Raw genomic sequence first — 17886 nt, 5'->3', positions numbered from 1 at the left:
TTATTATTCCTCTATCTATTAAAAAGAACTGTTCACTATTATGTATTCTCTCCTATTACAGTAAAGAAAAACGCGGACCTCACATGTTTATTGGCAGTGTCGGCGTCATTAAAGAATACACCAAAATTATTCCCATTTAAATAGCTGACAATCGGTGTCACATTATTCTCGGAACTATTCGGCCGATATGGAGTTATCTGTACTGTATAGTTAGCATGCCCCAAATCGTGTATTATCTCATAATCATTTCCGGAAATATTCACACCGAAAGCATAAGCGGCACTAAGTCTGCCACGTCCTTTGCGCCCATATTGGTATTCGACCTCTCCATTATACCCGATTCGTCCGGCAAGAATAATGCCGGGAACATCCATCAGATTTCCGGGAGAAACTCTTACTGTTCCGTTGGGAATACTAACAGCTATATTTTTATCACGCGGATCACCTAAGCCCCCTTGTATAGATGAAGGAACTGCGTTGAGAATTACAAGTGTCTTTGCCATATTGCCCGTACTTTTATCTTCCAACCACAATGCCCCCCTCGATCCGGAAGTTCCAGGTAGAACTCCCGTCCCGAGTGCAACATAATAGTTATCATCAGAATATCTTAAGAAACCATTATACACAGACATCTTACCGATTTGAGATCCGTCTTCTATAGTTACATTTTTGAATGTACCTTCGTCAGCGTCAACTTTTCCTTTAAACTTATACTTTTTATTAATCGGATCCAACTCAAAAACAGGCTCATTATCTACAAGAGCAAAAATACCTGTACGTGTAGTTCCATCTGAAGCTGTGATACAATCTTTACCTTGTGCAATACCTGTCAATAAACGAGTTCCACTCTCATCAGTCTCAACTTTGCCGGAAAACATTTTTGGAGTAACAATATAATCACCGCCCAATTCGGTAGCATAGCCATTCCATTTTTCTATCCATGGAAGTAAATTGGCATCAGCGCCAGGATTACCTTGTTCTCCCTGCTGGCCATCTAAAACTTTATGTATGGTTGCCAGAGCAATAACTGTATTTACATCATCATACGCTGCTACTGTATAAGACTGTATAGATGAATCTCCATAGTCAATAGAAATTGTATGAAGCGGACCTCCCCCCATCGGAGGAATTACTTCCCAAATTTGACTACCTGCTGAAATTGTAAATCTTCTTGCACCACATAATCCTTTCTTCCCAGAAGTTATTTTATAAAGGGAAGCTTTTAATGACTCTCCTTTAGGTACTCCATCTGCCATTGCCGAAATAGATTGAACCCCATTTCCATCCTCATTGAACTCGATTAAGTAAAAAACAGCATCTTCACCCCTATCCCCTTTCAGATTCTCTTTCGCTTCATCCGAAAGGTTATCCCAGGTCAAAACTATATCCTGCATTGTACATACATACTTCCCCTTCGATTCATCCCATTCCCAAGAAATTGTACCTCCGGCAATGCACCCGGATTTGTCAGCGTTAAATTGTGCAGAGCCATCACCGAACATGGCTGAACCGTCCGGTTTGATCTGATAAACAACGTGGTTATCTACAGTTCCTTTTATCATACCATTCTCACAATAGAATCCTTTCATGTCGCCTTCACCCGGTATGCTTCCTCCCATTCTCATATTAAGGCAGCCCTCAAAGCTTTTCGAGTTTATATTAAAGAGGATATCAATAGCAGGTTGCCCTCCTTCGTCTGCATGTAAATAAATAGCAGATTGCCTGTCTTTGTTTACTCGATTACCAAACTGAATAATTTCATCGCCCGGCTCCGGAATATTCATCTCCCCACTACCAGTAACATACTCAACTCCATCTTTATACTCAAGCGAACCCGTAAATTCTGTAGCAGGAATAATAAGAGTAGTGTTATCATTAATAATATCAGTTATTTCTACCCAATAGAATTTCGCCATATTACTAAAATGCTGACAACGGATAATATCATGGGCAACAAATGACATTTCATCCTCAATTGTGATATACCAATTACCATCTTCCTTCAATTCCGCTGTTTTAATCTTACCATTACCCTGTGAGATATTTAATGCACCTTTTATACAACGTATTTTACTAATCAGCATTTCAAACACAATCATTGTCCTTCGAACTACCAGTTCATCCGTTTCTATTCGCCATATACCAGACACACGTTCCCAAATTTTCCAACCATGCCCGGCAAAGCCGGACACAAAATCTTCTATATACTCCGGGATTAACTTTCCCGCCTTATTCAATATTTGTTTTCCCGTAGCTTTTGCCGACGAGAGGAAACCGGATACTCCGGTTGATGATAATATAGCCATAATTAATCTTTTATATTTTTTCTGATAATGGATAAATTTTATTTGCATATTGACTCCAGTTGGAAGCTGTTTTATAAACATCCACAGAAGTATCGGGAACATAAAACTTACATGTTGGTTCTATCATCTGAAACGATTTTACAACCATAGGAGGAACAACAGCTCTGATTATTACTTCATTCAAAGGGGAATGCTGAAATTCATAGTTTATTAATTTAATCGAATTTCCGAGGTCTACATTTGTCAGAGAGGTGCACTGCCAGAAGCAATTACTTAGAGTCTCGCATCTGTTCCCTATCCTGACAAAAGATAAACGCTGACAAGTGGAAAAGATACTTGCCCCCAATGTTACGACATTATCTAAAATAACTGTTTCTAATCCTGATTTATAAAATGCTGATCTCTGAACTTCTTCAATATTTTCCAGATTAATGCTATTTAATGCTTCGCATCCATAAAACATACATCCAGATACTATTTTTAATTGCAAAGGAAGTTTTACAGACCGTAATGACAGGCAACCACTAAACACATCCCATGCACCAGTTGTATATCCTATAAATAACTCAAATTCATCAAAAGATTTTATTTCCGTTCGGTCCCTAAAGATCCCATCAAATGAAGAAACAATCTTTATCTGTTCTATTTTCGTACCTATACCGTCTCCATAGTGAGTGGCAATAAGGTTTTGTACAAAACTATCCTTAAACCTAGTATAGTATTCACCCGTTATATTCAATACCAACTTCTTAAACGTATTTTTCAAAGCCTCAATAGAATCTTCATAGCAATTTGCATTGATATTCAACGTACCGTCCAACACCGGATAGTCGTCCTCACCGGAAAGTCCTTCACTACTCAAACCAGAATAGGAGCCATCCGCCAGTTGTGCCAGTTTATCCAACATCTCCGAACTCTCATAGTTCTCATCAAATCCAACGGCACGTATGCGCTTCAAAGCATGTGCTCCTCCCTGATCATCTTGTGTATTCATTATATCTACAAGCAGCCTCATCGGATCAATGCGTGGACAATCGACCACAAAGAAGTCAGTGATAATCCCTTTACACAAGTCAATTCCCACACCTTCATTGGTCATCAAAGGATAGTTTGCCAGCGTCAGATATTGATTGTATGCACTAAACTCCACCGTACGCAAACCACCACCAGCAGGAAGAATAACTTGTACAAGCGATGTTCCATCCGCATGTACCTCCTGCAAATGTGTACAAGCTGCCAGATTCAACGTACCGGCCAATGTAGATATATTCGACAATAGCAGCCGTTGTAAGGATACGCAATTAGAAATAGTCAACGACGAAATAGAGATGACAATAGGTTCTGTCTTACTACCCAATCGGATATCACGTAACATCTGTCCCTGAATTATCATCGATCCCTGTACATTCTTATTATGCCAGTCACCTATATCCTGCAGATAAGAGGCCCCCTGAATAGCATTCTGTTGATCACCGGACCCGGACAGTTCTATCTCCATTTCACAAACATCACCGGACTTCGTACGTGTCCCCCGGATAATTGACGTACCATTGGCTATTGCCGGATACATATCCATAGCCGGAGTCAATTCATACTTTATGGTATTTCCGGCAGCACGAACAGTGATTGTATCTGTCCCTCCGGCACTGAAAGTCCCAAAACTATATTTAGACATCATATACAAGATGCGCTTGGTTATCCACCTCTGTTCTGCCAGATAATGATCGCCAAGACTCTGTGTGATAGGATCGGTATCATTGGAGTATTTTCCCGCATTATAAGCAAGCTTACCATTCTCATAACAATACTTTGCATCCGCATTATAAGCGTTCTCCGGGAAATACTCCTGTGCATTGTCAAAGAAATACTTCTGATAAAATGCGTAAATCTTCTCCAGGTCATTACCGCTCTTCAAGCCACCAAGTGTTTGCATGGCTGTCATCATTTTGCGCATACTTGTTATCTTCTCATCCGGAAAAGCCAGTTCCATCAGATTAAAGAAGTTGTTTGTCTCACCGTTCCAGATGGAAGCTCCCGTTTTGTCCACATCATGTGTTTCTACACTATATTCTTTGTCCGGCAATCCCCGGTTGGTAGTATCAAAGCGGGTATCAGCATCATCTACACGCCATCTCCACTTCGATGTTTCCGTTCCAAAACAGTAAGGATACGTATTCTTTGCACGCTCATCCGTACCTGCATTAAATTCTACATTATTCATAAAAAACAACGTATCCTCCACATCCCAATACTGCGGAGCTTCTTTCCTGAACTTAGCAATGCGGGCATTGACAAAAAGCATATTCAGTTCATCGCCCGTTTTGTTTTCCAGATCGGCAGTCCCCAATCCATACCCTTTATCCACAAGCTGAGAGACAAGATTTATCGTGCCATTACCTATATCAGAAGGAATAAATTTATTTTGTGAGGACTCAAAATAGTACACATTATATAGGTTTACATCCCCCTCTTTGGCTATCCAAAATTCATAAGGCTCATTGCGATACGTTATCACCTGGGCATTCAGTTCATCCAATGTGCCATTAAAGGGTTTCAGACGTGGAGAACACTGATAAACCATATTATAAGCAGGAATGAATTTAGAGATTTTATCCAGTTCCCCCTCACCGAAGTTCCATGAATTTGCACCATTATACTGCCATGCCTCTTTGTCTTCGTTGTAAAACACGTTGTTATTCCACGGGACGCGAAACAAAGTACACAATGGAGAGTTATCCGATCCTTCAATGCTCAAAAGATCCGGGAACAGATCCGTATCAAATCCAAACGTATATTTATCCCCTTTATCCGGTCCGAAAGTATACAACCCTCTGAATATATAAATCGTTTCACCCTCATCATTTACCTGTTTTTCAAAACATACAAATGGAATCTGATAAACAGCCACACGTGCATTTGCATATTTCTCTGTCTTCATCGCCTCATTCAGCAAGCCCACTTCCCGATACAGGTCATCATAAGAGTTGACCGAACCTATCTTATGTGAATGCATAGAGGAAGCAAAATTCTTCTTTGCCGTGAACTTCTGTCCTGCAGGAAGAAAAGGCGTCATCTGCCACTTCTTTGCAGAAGTAGTCCCATCGGCATGTGTTACCACAGAATTCACTTTATCGAGCTGATAACGGGTATTCCATATCCAGTACTTCATAGAAGAAGTTCCCTGTCCTTTGGCTGTCACATTGCTGATTGACACATTCCAGTCGGGATGATCGTAGAAAAATACCTCCAGTGTACCTACCCGCGAGGTCTGATCGGCCATAGAAGGAATCGTGTTGTCATATACTATCACATTAAACTGATCTTTCGTATTTTCAAAGTCGATCTCCGAACCATTTGAGTCAAAAATATCATTATTTGCTTTGGCGGCCGTTTTCTCATTTATATCGGATAGCCAGTTGATATAGTTGGTCATCACCCCCTGTGAGGTTAATCCGGAGTCGTAAACACGTATTCCATAAATATCCACATCCGCATATTCAGATCCAATAACAATACCGCCACTATGCGCAAAGTAATCATTACTTTCATAGGTAAACTCACGATTCTTCACCCCGTTTACATAGAGAATACACAGATTGAATCCGGAGTTCCCGTATGCATCCGGAAGAATAGTCAGTGCCAGACGTGTACGTTTTCCTTCAAATGTATGCAAGCTCTGTATATCCTCATTTTTGAGTGACTGAGAATGCATAATAATCTCATCGGCATATATATTAAGCCCCACAAAGGAATCTCCCGAAGCAGATGAAATCGTAATAACAGGCTCCGTATAATCCGTCACATTATCAATCCTGTAATCCACTTCAATGGTTTTACCCTTGCGTGCGCATTCTACCTCAAAAGGTTTGTAGTCCATTGTCAGCATAGATTCTGCAAGTAGTCGGAGGGTTTTATTTCCATCCATATCCGTCATCCAACCATCATTACCCCAGTTCAGATTTTTCCAGACTCCGGTTATACCGGAACCATCTACCTCATTGATGATCGACTTATAGTTTTCCTGCCTGTTGGAACGTGTCTTCGGATTCATGTAAAACACCGAACCTGCCACAGCAGAATATCCCAAAGAGTTGTTCACAGAGAAAGAGATCGGACTTACCAGCTCCGTTTCCCCATCCAGAATATGAGTCACAATTTCAAAATCTGTGTTATCCATTGTTTCAATTTCCATCGGAAAAGAGAAAGTATGTTTAGTCGAACAGGCAATATTATCCTCGGTTGAGGCAAATACAGACATACTATCCTGCTTCACTACAAACTGTGCAGAAGTAGCCACATTATCACCATCGTACATGGCATACTCAAACAGAGTATTCTCGGACCAGTTGATAGCTTTGACCAATGCATTATTCACTGCCACCAGCTTGACTTGTTCGCCCGGAACAGCACAAATTACATTGAAAGACAGCGTCTTCGTCTTTATACTCCCATCAGAATTTGACACATAAGCAGATATTCGGAACACTCCGGTCTTTCCGGGATGAGGAATGGCATAATTGTAAGCAGTTTCCACATATACACTTGTACCTAAAGCCACCTCATAAGACTCATTATAATCTGTACCGGATATATTTACATACAGAGTTTTAGATACATTGCCACCAATATAAAGAGGAAGTGTCACGTTACCGGTATAAGCTGTCCACCATTTAAAGTTACCGGCATCAACAGATAATGAAGTGAGCTGAACGGTGTACACAAATGCCGGTGTAGTAACCTCCGTCACTGTTCCCGTCACTTTAATCATCACATTATTAACTCCGGAAGTCAAAAACTCAGCTACATCAATAGTAGTTGGAACTGCAGAATTAACAGATAGCTGTTTGACCACTGCATATTCATCACTATTACTGCTCTTCACTGATATCAGGCACACTCCACGTTCTCCCGTATCTTCATAAGCTTCACCGGAGTCATAGCGTTCCTGAGAAACAAAGGTGAACTTCAAAAAGCAAGGTTCCCCTTTACTTGCCGAGATATTCTTGCTATCAAGGTTATTCGTAATACGTACATTACGTTGTATCCCGGTAGAGCCTCCTCCGCCTAACTCTTTCTTTTCCCAGGCAGTTCCTGTCCACTTATATAGTGCATCCTCATTAAATACATAGCATACGCATCCTTTGAGCAGATAAGAGGTATCAAGTGCATCTCTTTCGGAAGTTGTATTAACGGGAATCCAGCCGCTACGTATCAATCTCTCTACAGCCCACTCTTTCGTACCGGCTTTACGAACCAGAATATCATCCGTATCCGAAAATGTATCGGCAGTATCGTCTACATTGCGTAACCCGCCAAGCGTGGTGGCTCCGTCACTTGCCGGAACTTCTATCAATGCAACAGAAAGGGGCTGTGAATCATCATCACTCTCTTCGATGATATTGGCTGACATACCCATGTTACTCTCTTCTATTAATCCATCAGATAGTACAGAATGAAATTGCGATGCTGTCTTTGATGAACGTACAATAATTCCTCCGTTAAGTTCCAATAAATAATCAGTACCATCTGCCTGATCTTTACGTAAAAATCGTTCATTAACCGGACTATCTATATCCAAATCATATGCTATATCCGCATAGGCTGCTTTATTAGCATGAGCGGCTTCATCAGAATAAGCAGCAGCATCAGAATAGCCAGCTTTTACTTTCTCATCAATATTCACTACCTCCCCACTATCATCATCAAGAACAGAAGTCTTCAAATGCAAATAATTATCATCATCAATAGATATCTTATCCAATGTTAACAAATTTTCATGAGTATGTCCATCTCCTGATACCGAAGAAGTGTTCATATTAACGTTAACACTTCCACCACTAATTCCGACTTTTTGTAACCTTTTACTCCGTGCTTTTGCTTCTCTGGTTACTGTTAGAACATTATATTGTTTTTTCATAATCTATCCCCTCAAAATAATCTGGTTCTACCTGTACTAATTTCACTTCACTTTCTTCAGTTATTACATGCTGCACATCACTAACTATCATATAATTACCCGGCTCACTAAGATCTGTATACAATCCAAAATCATTAAGTAATCGAACCGTACCGGTCAACATATTCATTCGATGACTGTATTGGCTGTATACAGTTCCCATGAGTAACTTTTCTATATAATCTGTAACTCCTGCACGGCTAAATTTTACTACAGGATTATAATCTTCTTTCCGTAACAGTATCCCCAATCCACACACCTTCAAATCTCCACTATTTCCTAAAAAGGTGTCTATATCCAAGTCCTCTTTTGCAGAAGTATTTACCCATGAGGAATATTCTATATCCTTAGTTTCAATTTCTTTGCCATAACCATCAACTATATCCAAAGTAGGTGTTTTATAAAGCAACCAACGAACTTTTTCTGCAAAGCCATCAAATACCGGATGCTGTGCTATATCACTATTAGAGTAGCCCGATGAACCTTGATTAAATATTCCTGTACCTATTTCTACTTCTATCGTGCCTTGTACATTTTTCGGTATAGAGATATATTCACCTGCCCCCATTATATCGTATAAATGACATAAAGAAAAATGTGGATATTGTACACATTGATGGTTTTCCATCCATCCTCCCGGATATTCAGCCTTAGTCAATTTATCTTCACGCGGAGGAGTATAATAAGAGAGTACAGCATACGGTCTATTAGGTTTATTAGTTTCCGGATAATCTCCATCTACCCAACGTTGGTTACCACCATAAGAAACGCCAATTTCCTTATCATAAGAAACATTTGCATAATGTTTCATTACAATTCCCTCTGCATTTCTTATACGCATTCTAAAAGGAATATGTACACATCTGATTTTAGTTCGCATCTTTTCATAATCCCCTTGCTCATTATAATCTCCGGATGTTTCAAATGGATTATAACGGACATCAAGTAATACTCCCATCTTAAGTCGCAACAAACGTTGCCTTTTCTTACCGTAAGATACTGATGAAAGAACATTAGGAACATCTATTTTTTTATCTATTTTTATCAACGTTTCATAATTAGTGAATAGCGAATTATTCACTATCGTATTATACAGACCATATTGATTAGCTCTAATTTTTACAATCCAGGCCACTCCTTCACCTTCATAATTGGAGAAAACCGGATCTATTTTGAAAAGCATCGCATATTTATGTATAAAAAGCCCCTTTGGTGCCGGTACAGATTGAAAAAGATCCATATAGAAACCTTCCGAAGCATTCATAAGGTCATCACTACCCACAGAATAATCCGTACGCACAAGCAGATCAGTAGCAAAAGGAGATAAACCCTCTGTTATGACTTCTTGCTTCATAAGTTCTGTCTTATCATACGGACTAAAAGATACCTTCGCACTTTTATATACAGCATCTACTCCAAGCACAGCATCCTTTCCTTCCCAATGTATTAATTCCGGTTCAAAGGTATCTTGTATAGCATTCAAATCATATATAAACACATCTCCGGATCGCTGTATCATCCTCATTGCAAATGGCCTCAATGTTTCATCCAATACGGTTCTCCATGTCATTGGCTCTCCATCTTCATCATAAAAATTACCACAGTTAATACAAGTATGAGAAAGAAGAGTTTCTGATGAAGTATCTCCTGCTCGAGAAGTAGAAATATATTGTTGTATACCCCGGATATTTATAAAAGAATTATGTAATGCTTTCTGAAAAAGCTCTAAAAGAGTCAGAAATCCGTCCTCTTGAAACTTCAATCGGTCTAATACAGCAAAATCACTAAATGTTAATGTAACCTCATACTCCTTTTCATAGGAAAAAGGTTCTTCATAAAGTTCCGTATCCAGTGTTCCACTCCAATAAAGTGTATCGTCACGATATACATCCATGCGGATACTACCCGTATCAACAGTATACAGGTCTTTATACTGTCTATCTACCCGGCTTACAACAGTTAAAGTAGCCTTACTACTTTGAACCGGCTCTAATTTGTCTGTTTCTCCCCACTCTATTACCAATGGATCATCTGCCGGAAAATCCAAACGCCCGATAGTTGCATATTTTTCCTCGGCATCCTGCCATATCTCAGCTCGCCATAAAACACCAGCTATACTGAAGAATTCACCTTTATATCTAAGATATTTTTCCATATTATTTTGTACGTTGATTAATCCTATCTACTTTATTCAATATTCCACGAAGAACCCGTCCGTCTATTACAAACTCAACTTCCCCCCCTATACCTCCGGCAGGTTGTAACATATTACGCAATCGATTGAGCGGAGCCACTACTTCCGGATTATTTTGTGCTCCGGAATATTCGCCAAAAAGCCCGAGAGTAGGACCATAAGCTAAACCGCCTGCCGCAAATTTTGGAATAGAAGCCAATGCAGCCAAAACACTAGCAACAGCGGCAATGGCTAAGATCGGTCCAACAAATGGAATACTAGCCATAGCCGATGCTGCACCCGTACCTGCTGCTGCTGTATTTGCTGCAACCTGTGTCCCTTGTGCTGTACATAATGCCAAAATTTGTGGTATAGCCGCTCCTATCGCTTGAACACAATTGGCTCCCCAATCAAGCCATTGCCCGGCTGCCCCTCCAATAAGATCACCAATACTTCCCATGGCTGTACCCATAGATCCCAGCCCATCAATCATATTAGCATTTCTCTCTCCCATTTCATCCACTGCCATATTCCACCTCTCCATATTGGAAAGTGGTTTTTCCATATTTGGCACCTCCGGCTCCGGCAATTTCATATCCTTAAACCCTTCTTGTGTCAACATGGAAGATCTCATTCCCGGATTGTCTTTTATGGAATCATTCTGTAAGCGCTCTACCATCCCACTAATACTACCCCCTACAGGTGTAAAATCTATCGGAATAGATATCTCACCATACTCTTTTTTGAAGGTTTCTCTTTCAATCCAGTCTTCTGCACCTGCTATTTGTTTTTTCAGGCTATCAATTTTCAACTGAATATCTATAGAAGCCGTACCAACTGTAGTATTTGACAAACTTTTTTCCAATTCGGAAAGTTCCTTTTTCATAGCTGCAATACTTCCTTTAGCAGGAGTATCCGACTCTGAAGAGAAGACTGATTTTGGTTTCTCTGTTATCGTATTCGTATCAGGTTTTTGAAGTGGAGAGCCTAAAACCGCATTTATCCGTTTCACTTCTTTTTCATAATCCTTTCGGGCAGACTGCATACTATATATATAAGGCGTAACCGGATTGTCAATATAAGAAGAAGCCTGGCCGGCGGTTCCATAACTCTGTACAACTGTTTTATTCAACTTACGGACAAATTGCATCCATCGTTCCGGAATTTCTTTATCTCCTCTCCGAATACTGGCAGCTATACCCTCAAATACCCGGTTACCAGTCTCTTCACCATATTCTTCCGTAAGTACCTGACGCATTTTTGTGAGATTCTGACCTTCTTTATCAGCCAATGCATCTCCTGCCGAGGATAAAGCACGTTCGCTGGCACGGGCACGGGCTGTTTCAAGAATAGCTGTACTCAGTTTACTATAGGCTACACGTGCAGTGTCTACATTGGTTATCTCTATTCCTAACTGACTTAGATAATCTCCATACTTTTCCTGAATTTTATCTTTCGCCCGTTTCCATTCATTTGTTCCTTCCTTAGCTTTATACAAACTACCAAAAAGTGTATCCAAAGAATTCTGCTCCGTAGATACCTCTTTATTCATGTCGGTCATTGCTTCATCTAAGCGCTTCTGTGCTTTTGCTGTTTCGCTATTACCTAATGCTAATTTGTATATTGCAATTCCAAGAGTTGCAGCAGCGGCAGCAGCTATAAGATAAGGACTGGAAGCTATGGCAATATTCATAGCTTTCGTTGCACCGGTAGTGGTGGCGATGGCAGCACGAGCCAATAGTACTTGCATCTGGTAGATATAAAGGGCACGTTGTCCCCAAATAATAACTCCATTATAAGCATTTTGAGCAGTGGATACGAGATTAAAAGAACTACTCATTCGCTTTAATCCTTTCGCAAAAAAAGTCATTATAGGAATATATTCATTAAATAACGAAAAAAACTTAGCTGAATCTCCTGTAATATCTATAAATTTAAGCTTCAGTTGTTTTAGTTCATTTTGGAACTCCTGCATTTTTTTTGATGTAGAGTCTGTACTTTCAGAAAAAAACTGAAAATCATTTGAATAACGTTGAAATAACTTTGCATAATTCGACAACGATTCAAAGCAACTAATAGCTACGTCTTCCATTTTTTTACATACACCAGTAACAGATTCTACTGCCTTTGTAAATTCATCCAATGACCTTGAAGCCATTTTCATATTCTCTTTTACATCAAATAATATTTGATATTCTATCTTATTATTCATATATTTGAAGTATTAATTTAATTTATATAATTATGAATTTTATCATAGGTACGATCATCTTTTTAATTCTTTGTTTAGGTATAAACTCTTTTCTTAATGATATTTCGTCTTCTTCAAAAGAAAAGAAAAGAAAAGAAGAAGATGAAGAGTTAAAACAACGTCTACACGATGAAGACAAATACGATAATGATTATCGCAAGCGCCATTCATAATATTTTCATTTATTTCAATAGAAATTTTGTATACTATTTTATTATTCATATATTTGAATTTATTTATCTTTCAACATGCAAACATTACTCATTCTCATACTCATGTCTGTAGTGATTTTCGGTAGTTTAGCCGCAATTATACCTGAAGATCCGGTTCACAAATATTTTCGTAAAACAATCGAAGAAAAAAAACGTATGAAAAAGAAAAAAGAAGCAGAAGAATTAGAACGACGGCTTCGTGAGGAGGATAAATACGATAATGATTATCGTAAACGCCATTCATAAATGCATTATCAATTTCCTTACACAATTCTATCTTACTATTCATATCTTGTCATATAAATTATTTAATAATATGAAAGTTCTTATAGAGTTATCGTACTAATATTATTTATTGGTTATTGCAATTATAGTTTTCGTAAAGAAACTATTGTAGACGCCATAAACTGCTAAATTTCCAGTTATATCAATTATATTAGCTTTAAGGCAATCAACCTCAAGACGAAATTTGGCTAACTGCTCAGTTTTTTTCTATTAATACATTATCTTCTAATAGTGACCCTATGTCAGATGGATTATTTCTCATATATTTGTTCTATTAATATAAATTCATTATACTATGTGTACAATCCCAATATTACAATTACTTTTTATTATATCCGAAGGTTATGGGGCTGCTATCATATTTATTATTATTGTAATTTTTCTCATCATCAGTTCCGTTAGTGGTGAAAAAGCTATTATAAAAGAAGCTATAAAAAATGCCCTAAAAGAGAAAAAAGAAGAGAAAGAGAAAGAAAAAAAAGAAGATGAAGAGTTAAAACAACGTCTACACGATGAAGACAAATACGATAATGATTATCGCAAGCGCCATTCATAATATTTTCATTTATTCCAATAGAAATTTTGTATACTATTTTATTATACATATATTTGAAATTTATTTATCTTTCAATATGAAAACATTATTAGGGGTTATTAACCACTGTTGTTGCTTGTTCCTCATATATCCAGAAAGTGAAAACTAAATATTATAAAGAATAAGTCAAGAAATGAGTATTAAAAATATGCCAACATACATTATAAATATAATTTTAATTATTACTTATTCTTACCACACAGTTTAATATAGAACTAACAATGAAAGAAATTTTAATAACATCACTCATTGTAATCGCCATATTTGGTATTTTACATTATTGTTCTAGCGATAGTATCATAGAGCTTCTTTTTAAGAAGCTCAAGAAAGAAGAACGTGCTAAAAAAGAAGCTGAAGAATTAGAACAACGGCTTCGTGACGAGGATAAATACGATAATGATTATCGTAAACGCCATTCATAAATGCATTATTAATTTCCTTGCATAAATATCTTATTATTCATATTTTGTCATATAAATTCATTAGTGTCCCGTTAAAATCGGGACGCGTTAATAATTAATCAAATAATCCCTGAATAAGGGGATTAAATTGCTCTTTGACATCATTGAAATTAGTCTTATTGAACAGTCCTTGTAAAGGAGTTTTATCCGTCAATGAGATGCTAAGAATCTGTAAGACCTCATAAGTTGAACGATTCAACTGCATATCATGTTGGACAATAGCTACCAAACAATAGGTGATGATAGCAACACTAATCTGTATTCGAACAGCATTCTCTGTGGTACCCCAGAACCTTTTTACCTTAAGATGCTGCTTCAACCATTTGAAGAATAGTTCCACGAGCCATCTCTTTTTATAAAGATTGGCAACATCAAGTGCAGAAATGTGTTTGGCATTCGTCAGGAAAGTGAATTCACGTTCATCCTCTTCATCATAAAAACGGATGACTCTGAATGATTCAGGATACTTCTTTTCAGAGGTGTACCCGATCAGTTTCACTTCCGCATCTGAAAGGATATTCTTGGGCATTCTACGCTTCCATTTACAGAACTTGCACTTCAGATTAGACTTCGCTCTGACTACAAAGAAAGAACCTGTAAGGTGAATCCGATAAAGTTCCTTAAACGAGTCATAAGCTCTGTCGAATATATAATAAGCATTTGGCTCATAATTAATAGCGGACATTGCTGTTGAATCATGCCTGGATGCTGTAGTTACTGTATAAAAGGTTGGTATTTGTGCTTCTATGTCATAAAGGACATGGGCCTTAACTCCACCTTTCTTCTTGCGGAACTTCGCCCAAGGGAATGTAGCCAAACATAAAGGAATCGTAGTGGAATCAAACGCATACTTTCTTCCTGGAATATCCAAGATATTAGTAACTCGTTTTTCACATGCTTCCTTCATCATGTAGAAAGCAAAGTCTTCGAAGATTCTATAATCTCGATTCTGATTGGCTGATGCAAGCGTGGTTTTGGCAATGGGTTCACGACCCAACCCCAAATGATAACGCTTTCCTTGATGGGCCTCCAAAGCTACAATCAAATCACGAAGACTTTCACGATTACTGAGTTGACCGAACATCATTGCAAGTAACTGGTTCCAGCAAGCGAAATGTTTCACATATCGATTGCCATCGTACTTGTCTACGAGCCTTCTGAACTTATCATTGTTCAAGAATTCTACTAACTGAGCGAAAACGTATTTGTCTTGGTGCATTTGAGACCGCTTTAATCGACCTCAAAGATATGATTTCAAATCGTCGCGCTTAGAAAAGCATGTCTAATAGACTATATTTCAATCATTTCAAAGAACTATTTATCCTCTTTTACGGGACAGTAGTGATATAAATTATTTAATAATATGGAAGTTCTTATAATTATCGTACTAGTATTATTTATTGGTTATTGCAATTATAGTTTTCGTAAAGAAACTATTGCAGACGGTATAGAAAAAGCCCAAAAACGAGAAAATGAAAAGAAAAAGAAAGAAGATGAAGAATTAAAACAGCGTCTACGCGATGAAGATAAATACGATGGTAACTACCACAAGCGCCATTCATAATATCTCATCTATCCCATAATTTTGCAATCTCGTCAAACCGATCTTTCGTACTAATAGATTCTTCCTTTTCATCTTGTGGTTGATTTTCCCATGAAAACCTACAAATATCAGTAGGAAGTAACTTTCTCTTACTATGAGGTTGCAACATACAGCAAGCTAAAAAGCGGGTTTGTTCCCATGACTCCCGTTCTAATCGTTGTTCCTTTTCTTGCCAGACTTTATAAGCTATAGAAAATTCAGATGGGGTACACCGGCTAAAGTCGTTCATACTCATTCCCATGCACCCCATTGCAATGCCCAACAGTTCCTCTGCTGTTACGCTTTCATCTTCTTTTTTTTTGAGCCTTCAGCACCTTCCGATAAGTTTTCCTGGAACTGTGCAAAGTCCTCCAGATTAATGCCATCGGCAAAGTGATCAAACTCCATGTCAAATGTTATTCCATCGGCACGACAAGCACTACGTACACAACAAAACATAAATAGAGTCAGCAGTTCGAGCTCAGCACCGATGTCATTTACATCCTTGCCGGTTTGACGTTTAAAGTCAATCATAGCACCCATAGTCATGCGACTGGGATACTCTTTTCCGTAAAGTTTCACTTTGTGCATATCTGTGTGAAGATTTACTTTTCAGTAGGTATTAGTTTCAATTCTACCTGACCACTGTTTTCCATTGAAATAGTGTAGCTGGCATCATCATCACCCGGATCTTGTTCTTCGAGACTGGTGATAATGAAATTTCCTTCACGATATTTCGTAGCCTCTTCACCACGCAACGCATAGCGCACTTTCACAGCTTTGCCTGCTTCCCACAACTCAAACAATTTGTCGTACCCCAGTTCATCACCATAAAACTTAAAACCTTCGGCACTAATACTGACAGACAGACCACTGACTGACTTCTCTTTCCACATACCGGGATTGTCAGCTGTCGCTTTTTCAGTAAGAGTAGGTTTCACAGCCCGTTCCTTTGTTTCTGCACTGTTAGTAATTGTACACGTTTTACTGTGTCCCAGCGGAGTGAATGTGTTTTCGCCGGTTACAATGCCCACAAGCATATCACTTCCATGTTGATATCCAGTTTCCATAATTTAAAAAATTAAATTTGTTAATAATTTACCGTTTTATCATTAAAACGAACAGAAACAGTAACGGCTACCTGTACTGTCCGTATCGCTTCGATGATGCAAACATAACGGGGTAAAATTTCAAAAACAAATAACAGTGTAATGGTTACACAAAAGTATGTAACCATTACACTGTTATTTCTCTTATTAGCGATTAATAGGCACCTTTACAGTGAAATATTAAAAACAATTTAAACATAAATTATTATGAGAAAAAAACTTTTCGAGACAGTGACAGACTGTCTAAAGACACTAACCGATTCGGAAACAGGAAAAAAAGTAGTGAAACACATTGATCTTTGGCAGACTTCCATTACCGAATCCGGTAACGAAGCCTCATTTCCAACACCAGCTGTATTTATTGAATTCCTACCAGCTACCTGGAAAACACTTTGTGGAAACAAACAAACGTGTGAAGTGCAGTTACGCCTGCACATAATAGAATATACCGCAGAAAACGACACACAAGTTGCATTACATGGATTTGAACTGGCAGACAGGATCGCCAGTTTACTAACTGAATGGCAATTGGAAAACCGAAGTAGATTCCTGCGAACAGAAAGCCTGACAAATCATGAAAGTGAAAAGGTGAAAGATTGTATGGAAACATTCAAGTTAACAATCTAATAAGTTGTTTCAACTAATCGTGCATTAAAAACAGACACTACTATTATTAATTTTCAGAATATTCATAAAATGAAAAAAAAATGCACAGGCTTCAGCTATATTAATAAAGTCAGAGATGTTAACAATATATATGACACATATGCACGATCGGGGTTATCAAACAGAGAAATCCTGAGACGATACATTTGGCCAAAGCATCTAATTTCAGAAAAAACGTTCTACAACTACTTGAACGCTTATGCGGATCCTAATTTTTTGGAAAGGCTAAAAGAAATGGAACATTCACTATCTATTAAATAATACTTCCCACAACTCAGATATAGATAGCA

The 17886-nt window shown here is 38.2% G+C and carries 15 protein-coding genes; 6 read left to right on the top strand and 9 right to left on the bottom strand.

Going from position 1 to position 17886, the window contains the following annotated elements; genetic code table 11:
• Positions 1-38: 38 nt before the first annotated feature.
• From HCG69_RS00295 to HCG69_RS00280, 4 genes are read right to left on the bottom strand one after another with little or no spacing between them, the layout of a single operon-like run.
• The gene (locus HCG69_RS00295; protein ID WP_221648516.1) at positions 39-2306 is read right to left on the bottom strand and encodes a hypothetical protein; all 2268 of its coding nucleotides are present in this window, start codon (positions 2304-2306) and stop codon (positions 39-41) included.
• A gap of 10 nt (positions 2307-2316) precedes the next feature.
• On the bottom strand, positions 2317-8223 hold the full coding sequence (locus HCG69_RS00290; RefSeq protein ID WP_221648351.1) for a leucine-rich repeat domain-containing protein: 5907 nt from the start codon (positions 8221-8223) through the stop codon (positions 2317-2319).
• Positions 8207-10417 carry a hypothetical protein gene (locus HCG69_RS00285; protein ID WP_221648350.1) on the bottom strand — a complete coding sequence of 737 codons (2211 nt, stop codon included), beginning with the start codon at positions 10415-10417 and terminating at the stop codon, positions 8207-8209. Before HCG69_RS00285 ends, HCG69_RS00290 begins: the two co-directional genes overlap by 17 nt.
• A 1-nt stretch (position 10418) precedes the next feature.
• Positions 10419-12647: a hypothetical protein gene (locus HCG69_RS00280; RefSeq protein WP_221648349.1), complete on the bottom strand. Its 2229-nt coding sequence runs from the start codon at positions 12645-12647 to the stop codon at positions 10419-10421.
• Positions 12648-12679: 32 nt separating this feature from the next.
• On the opposite strand from HCG69_RS00280, the gene HCG69_RS00275 reads away from it, so the two are divergent.
• The 4 genes from HCG69_RS00275 (at position 12680) to HCG69_RS00260 (ending at position 14200) form a co-directional block, all read left to right on the top strand.
• A complete protein-coding gene (locus HCG69_RS00275; RefSeq protein WP_007483097.1) occupies positions 12680-12859 on the top strand; it encodes a hypothetical protein in 180 nt (59 codons plus the stop codon).
• Between the two features lie 75 nt (positions 12860-12934).
• Positions 12935-13144, top strand: coding sequence for a hypothetical protein (locus HCG69_RS00270; protein WP_007483096.1), 210 nt, complete (start codon positions 12935-12937; stop codon positions 13142-13144).
• A gap of 334 nt (positions 13145-13478) precedes the next feature.
• Positions 13479-13739, top strand: a complete 261-nt coding sequence (locus HCG69_RS00265) for a hypothetical protein (RefSeq protein WP_122201242.1) — start codon at positions 13479-13481, stop codon at positions 13737-13739.
• 260 nt (positions 13740-13999) lie between these two features.
• Positions 14000-14200 carry a hypothetical protein gene (locus HCG69_RS00260; RefSeq protein WP_122201243.1) on the top strand — a complete coding sequence of 67 codons (201 nt, stop codon included), beginning with the start codon at positions 14000-14002 and terminating at the stop codon, positions 14198-14200.
• 94 nt (positions 14201-14294) lie between these two features.
• On the opposite strand, the gene HCG69_RS00255 is transcribed toward HCG69_RS00260, so the two are convergent.
• Positions 14295-15458, bottom strand: a complete 1164-nt coding sequence (locus tag HCG69_RS00255; RefSeq protein WP_221648348.1) for an IS4 family transposase — start codon at positions 15456-15458, stop codon at positions 14295-14297.
• 144 nt (positions 15459-15602) lie between these two features.
• On the opposite strand from HCG69_RS00255, the gene HCG69_RS00250 reads away from it, so the two are divergent.
• Positions 15603-15803, top strand: a complete 201-nt coding sequence (locus HCG69_RS00250; RefSeq protein ID WP_221648347.1) for a hypothetical protein — start codon at positions 15603-15605, stop codon at positions 15801-15803.
• A gap of 4 nt (positions 15804-15807) precedes the next feature.
• Here the strand turns inward: HCG69_RS00250 and HCG69_RS00245 are convergent, their stop codons facing one another.
• From HCG69_RS00245 to HCG69_RS00230, 4 genes are read right to left on the bottom strand one after another with little or no spacing between them, the layout of a single operon-like run.
• A complete protein-coding gene (locus HCG69_RS00245; protein WP_255585216.1) occupies positions 15808-16071 on the bottom strand; it encodes a hypothetical protein in 264 nt (87 codons plus the stop codon).
• 47 nt (positions 16072-16118) lie between these two features.
• The gene (locus HCG69_RS00240) at positions 16119-16412 is read right to left on the bottom strand and encodes a hypothetical protein (protein ID WP_122201245.1); all 294 of its coding nucleotides are present in this window, start codon (positions 16410-16412) and stop codon (positions 16119-16121) included.
• 14 nt (positions 16413-16426) lie between these two features.
• The gene (locus HCG69_RS00235; RefSeq protein WP_007483092.1) at positions 16427-16891 is read right to left on the bottom strand and encodes a phage tail tube protein; all 465 of its coding nucleotides are present in this window, start codon (positions 16889-16891) and stop codon (positions 16427-16429) included.
• A 20-nt stretch (positions 16892-16911) separates the two neighbouring features.
• A complete protein-coding gene (locus HCG69_RS00230) occupies positions 16912-17058 on the bottom strand; it encodes a hypothetical protein (RefSeq protein WP_007483091.1) in 147 nt (48 codons plus the stop codon).
• 79 nt (positions 17059-17137) lie between these two features.
• On the opposite strand from HCG69_RS00230, the gene HCG69_RS00225 reads away from it, so the two are divergent.
• On the top strand, positions 17138-17557 hold the full coding sequence (locus tag HCG69_RS00225; RefSeq protein ID WP_007483089.1) for a hypothetical protein: 420 nt from the start codon (positions 17138-17140) through the stop codon (positions 17555-17557).
• Positions 17558-17886 lie beyond the last annotated feature (329 nt).

This window comes from Bacteroides sp. K03 (genome assembly GCF_019734355.1).
Classification (GTDB): Bacteria; Bacteroidota; Bacteroidia; order Bacteroidales; family Bacteroidaceae; genus Bacteroides; species Bacteroides nordii.
Note: the sequence above shows the minus strand (reverse complement) of the source record. Positions and strands in the feature narration are given on the sequence as shown.

Bases quoted from the DNA above. Each gene is read 5' to 3' on its own strand.
- HCG69_RS00295 (WP_221648516.1), bottom strand. From the start codon at position 2,306: ATGGCTATATTATCATCAACCGGAGTATCCGGTTTCCTCTCGTCGGCA.
- HCG69_RS00290 (WP_221648351.1), bottom strand. From the start codon at position 8,223: ATGAAAAAACAATATAATGTTCTAACAGTAACCAGAGAAGCAAAAGCA.
- HCG69_RS00285 (WP_221648350.1), bottom strand. From the start codon at position 10,417: ATGGAAAAATATCTTAGATATAAAGGTGAATTCTTCAGTATAGCTGGT.
- HCG69_RS00280 (WP_221648349.1), bottom strand. From the start codon at position 12,647: ATGAATAATAAGATAGAATATCAAATATTATTTGATGTAAAAGAGAAT.
- HCG69_RS00275 (WP_007483097.1), top strand. From the start codon at position 12,680: ATGAATTTTATCATAGGTACGATCATCTTTTTAATTCTTTGTTTAGGT.
- HCG69_RS00270 (WP_007483096.1), top strand. From the start codon at position 12,935: ATGCAAACATTACTCATTCTCATACTCATGTCTGTAGTGATTTTCGGT.
- HCG69_RS00265 (WP_122201242.1), top strand. From the start codon at position 13,479: ATGTGTACAATCCCAATATTACAATTACTTTTTATTATATCCGAAGGT.
- HCG69_RS00260 (WP_122201243.1), top strand. From the start codon at position 14,000: ATGAAAGAAATTTTAATAACATCACTCATTGTAATCGCCATATTTGGT.
- HCG69_RS00255 (WP_221648348.1), bottom strand. From the start codon at position 15,458: ATGCACCAAGACAAATACGTTTTCGCTCAGTTAGTAGAATTCTTGAAC.
- HCG69_RS00250 (WP_221648347.1), top strand. From the start codon at position 15,603: ATGGAAGTTCTTATAATTATCGTACTAGTATTATTTATTGGTTATTGC.
- HCG69_RS00245 (WP_255585216.1), bottom strand. From the start codon at position 16,071: ATGAACGACTTTAGCCGGTGTACCCCATCTGAATTTTCTATAGCTTAT.
- HCG69_RS00240 (WP_122201245.1), bottom strand. From the start codon at position 16,412: ATGCACAAAGTGAAACTTTACGGAAAAGAGTATCCCAGTCGCATGACT.
- HCG69_RS00235 (WP_007483092.1), bottom strand. From the start codon at position 16,891: ATGGAAACTGGATATCAACATGGAAGTGATATGCTTGTGGGCATTGTA.
- HCG69_RS00230 (WP_007483091.1), bottom strand. From the start codon at position 17,058: ATGGTTACATACTTTTGTGTAACCATTACACTGTTATTTGTTTTTGAA.
- HCG69_RS00225 (WP_007483089.1), top strand. From the start codon at position 17,138: ATGAGAAAAAAACTTTTCGAGACAGTGACAGACTGTCTAAAGACACTA.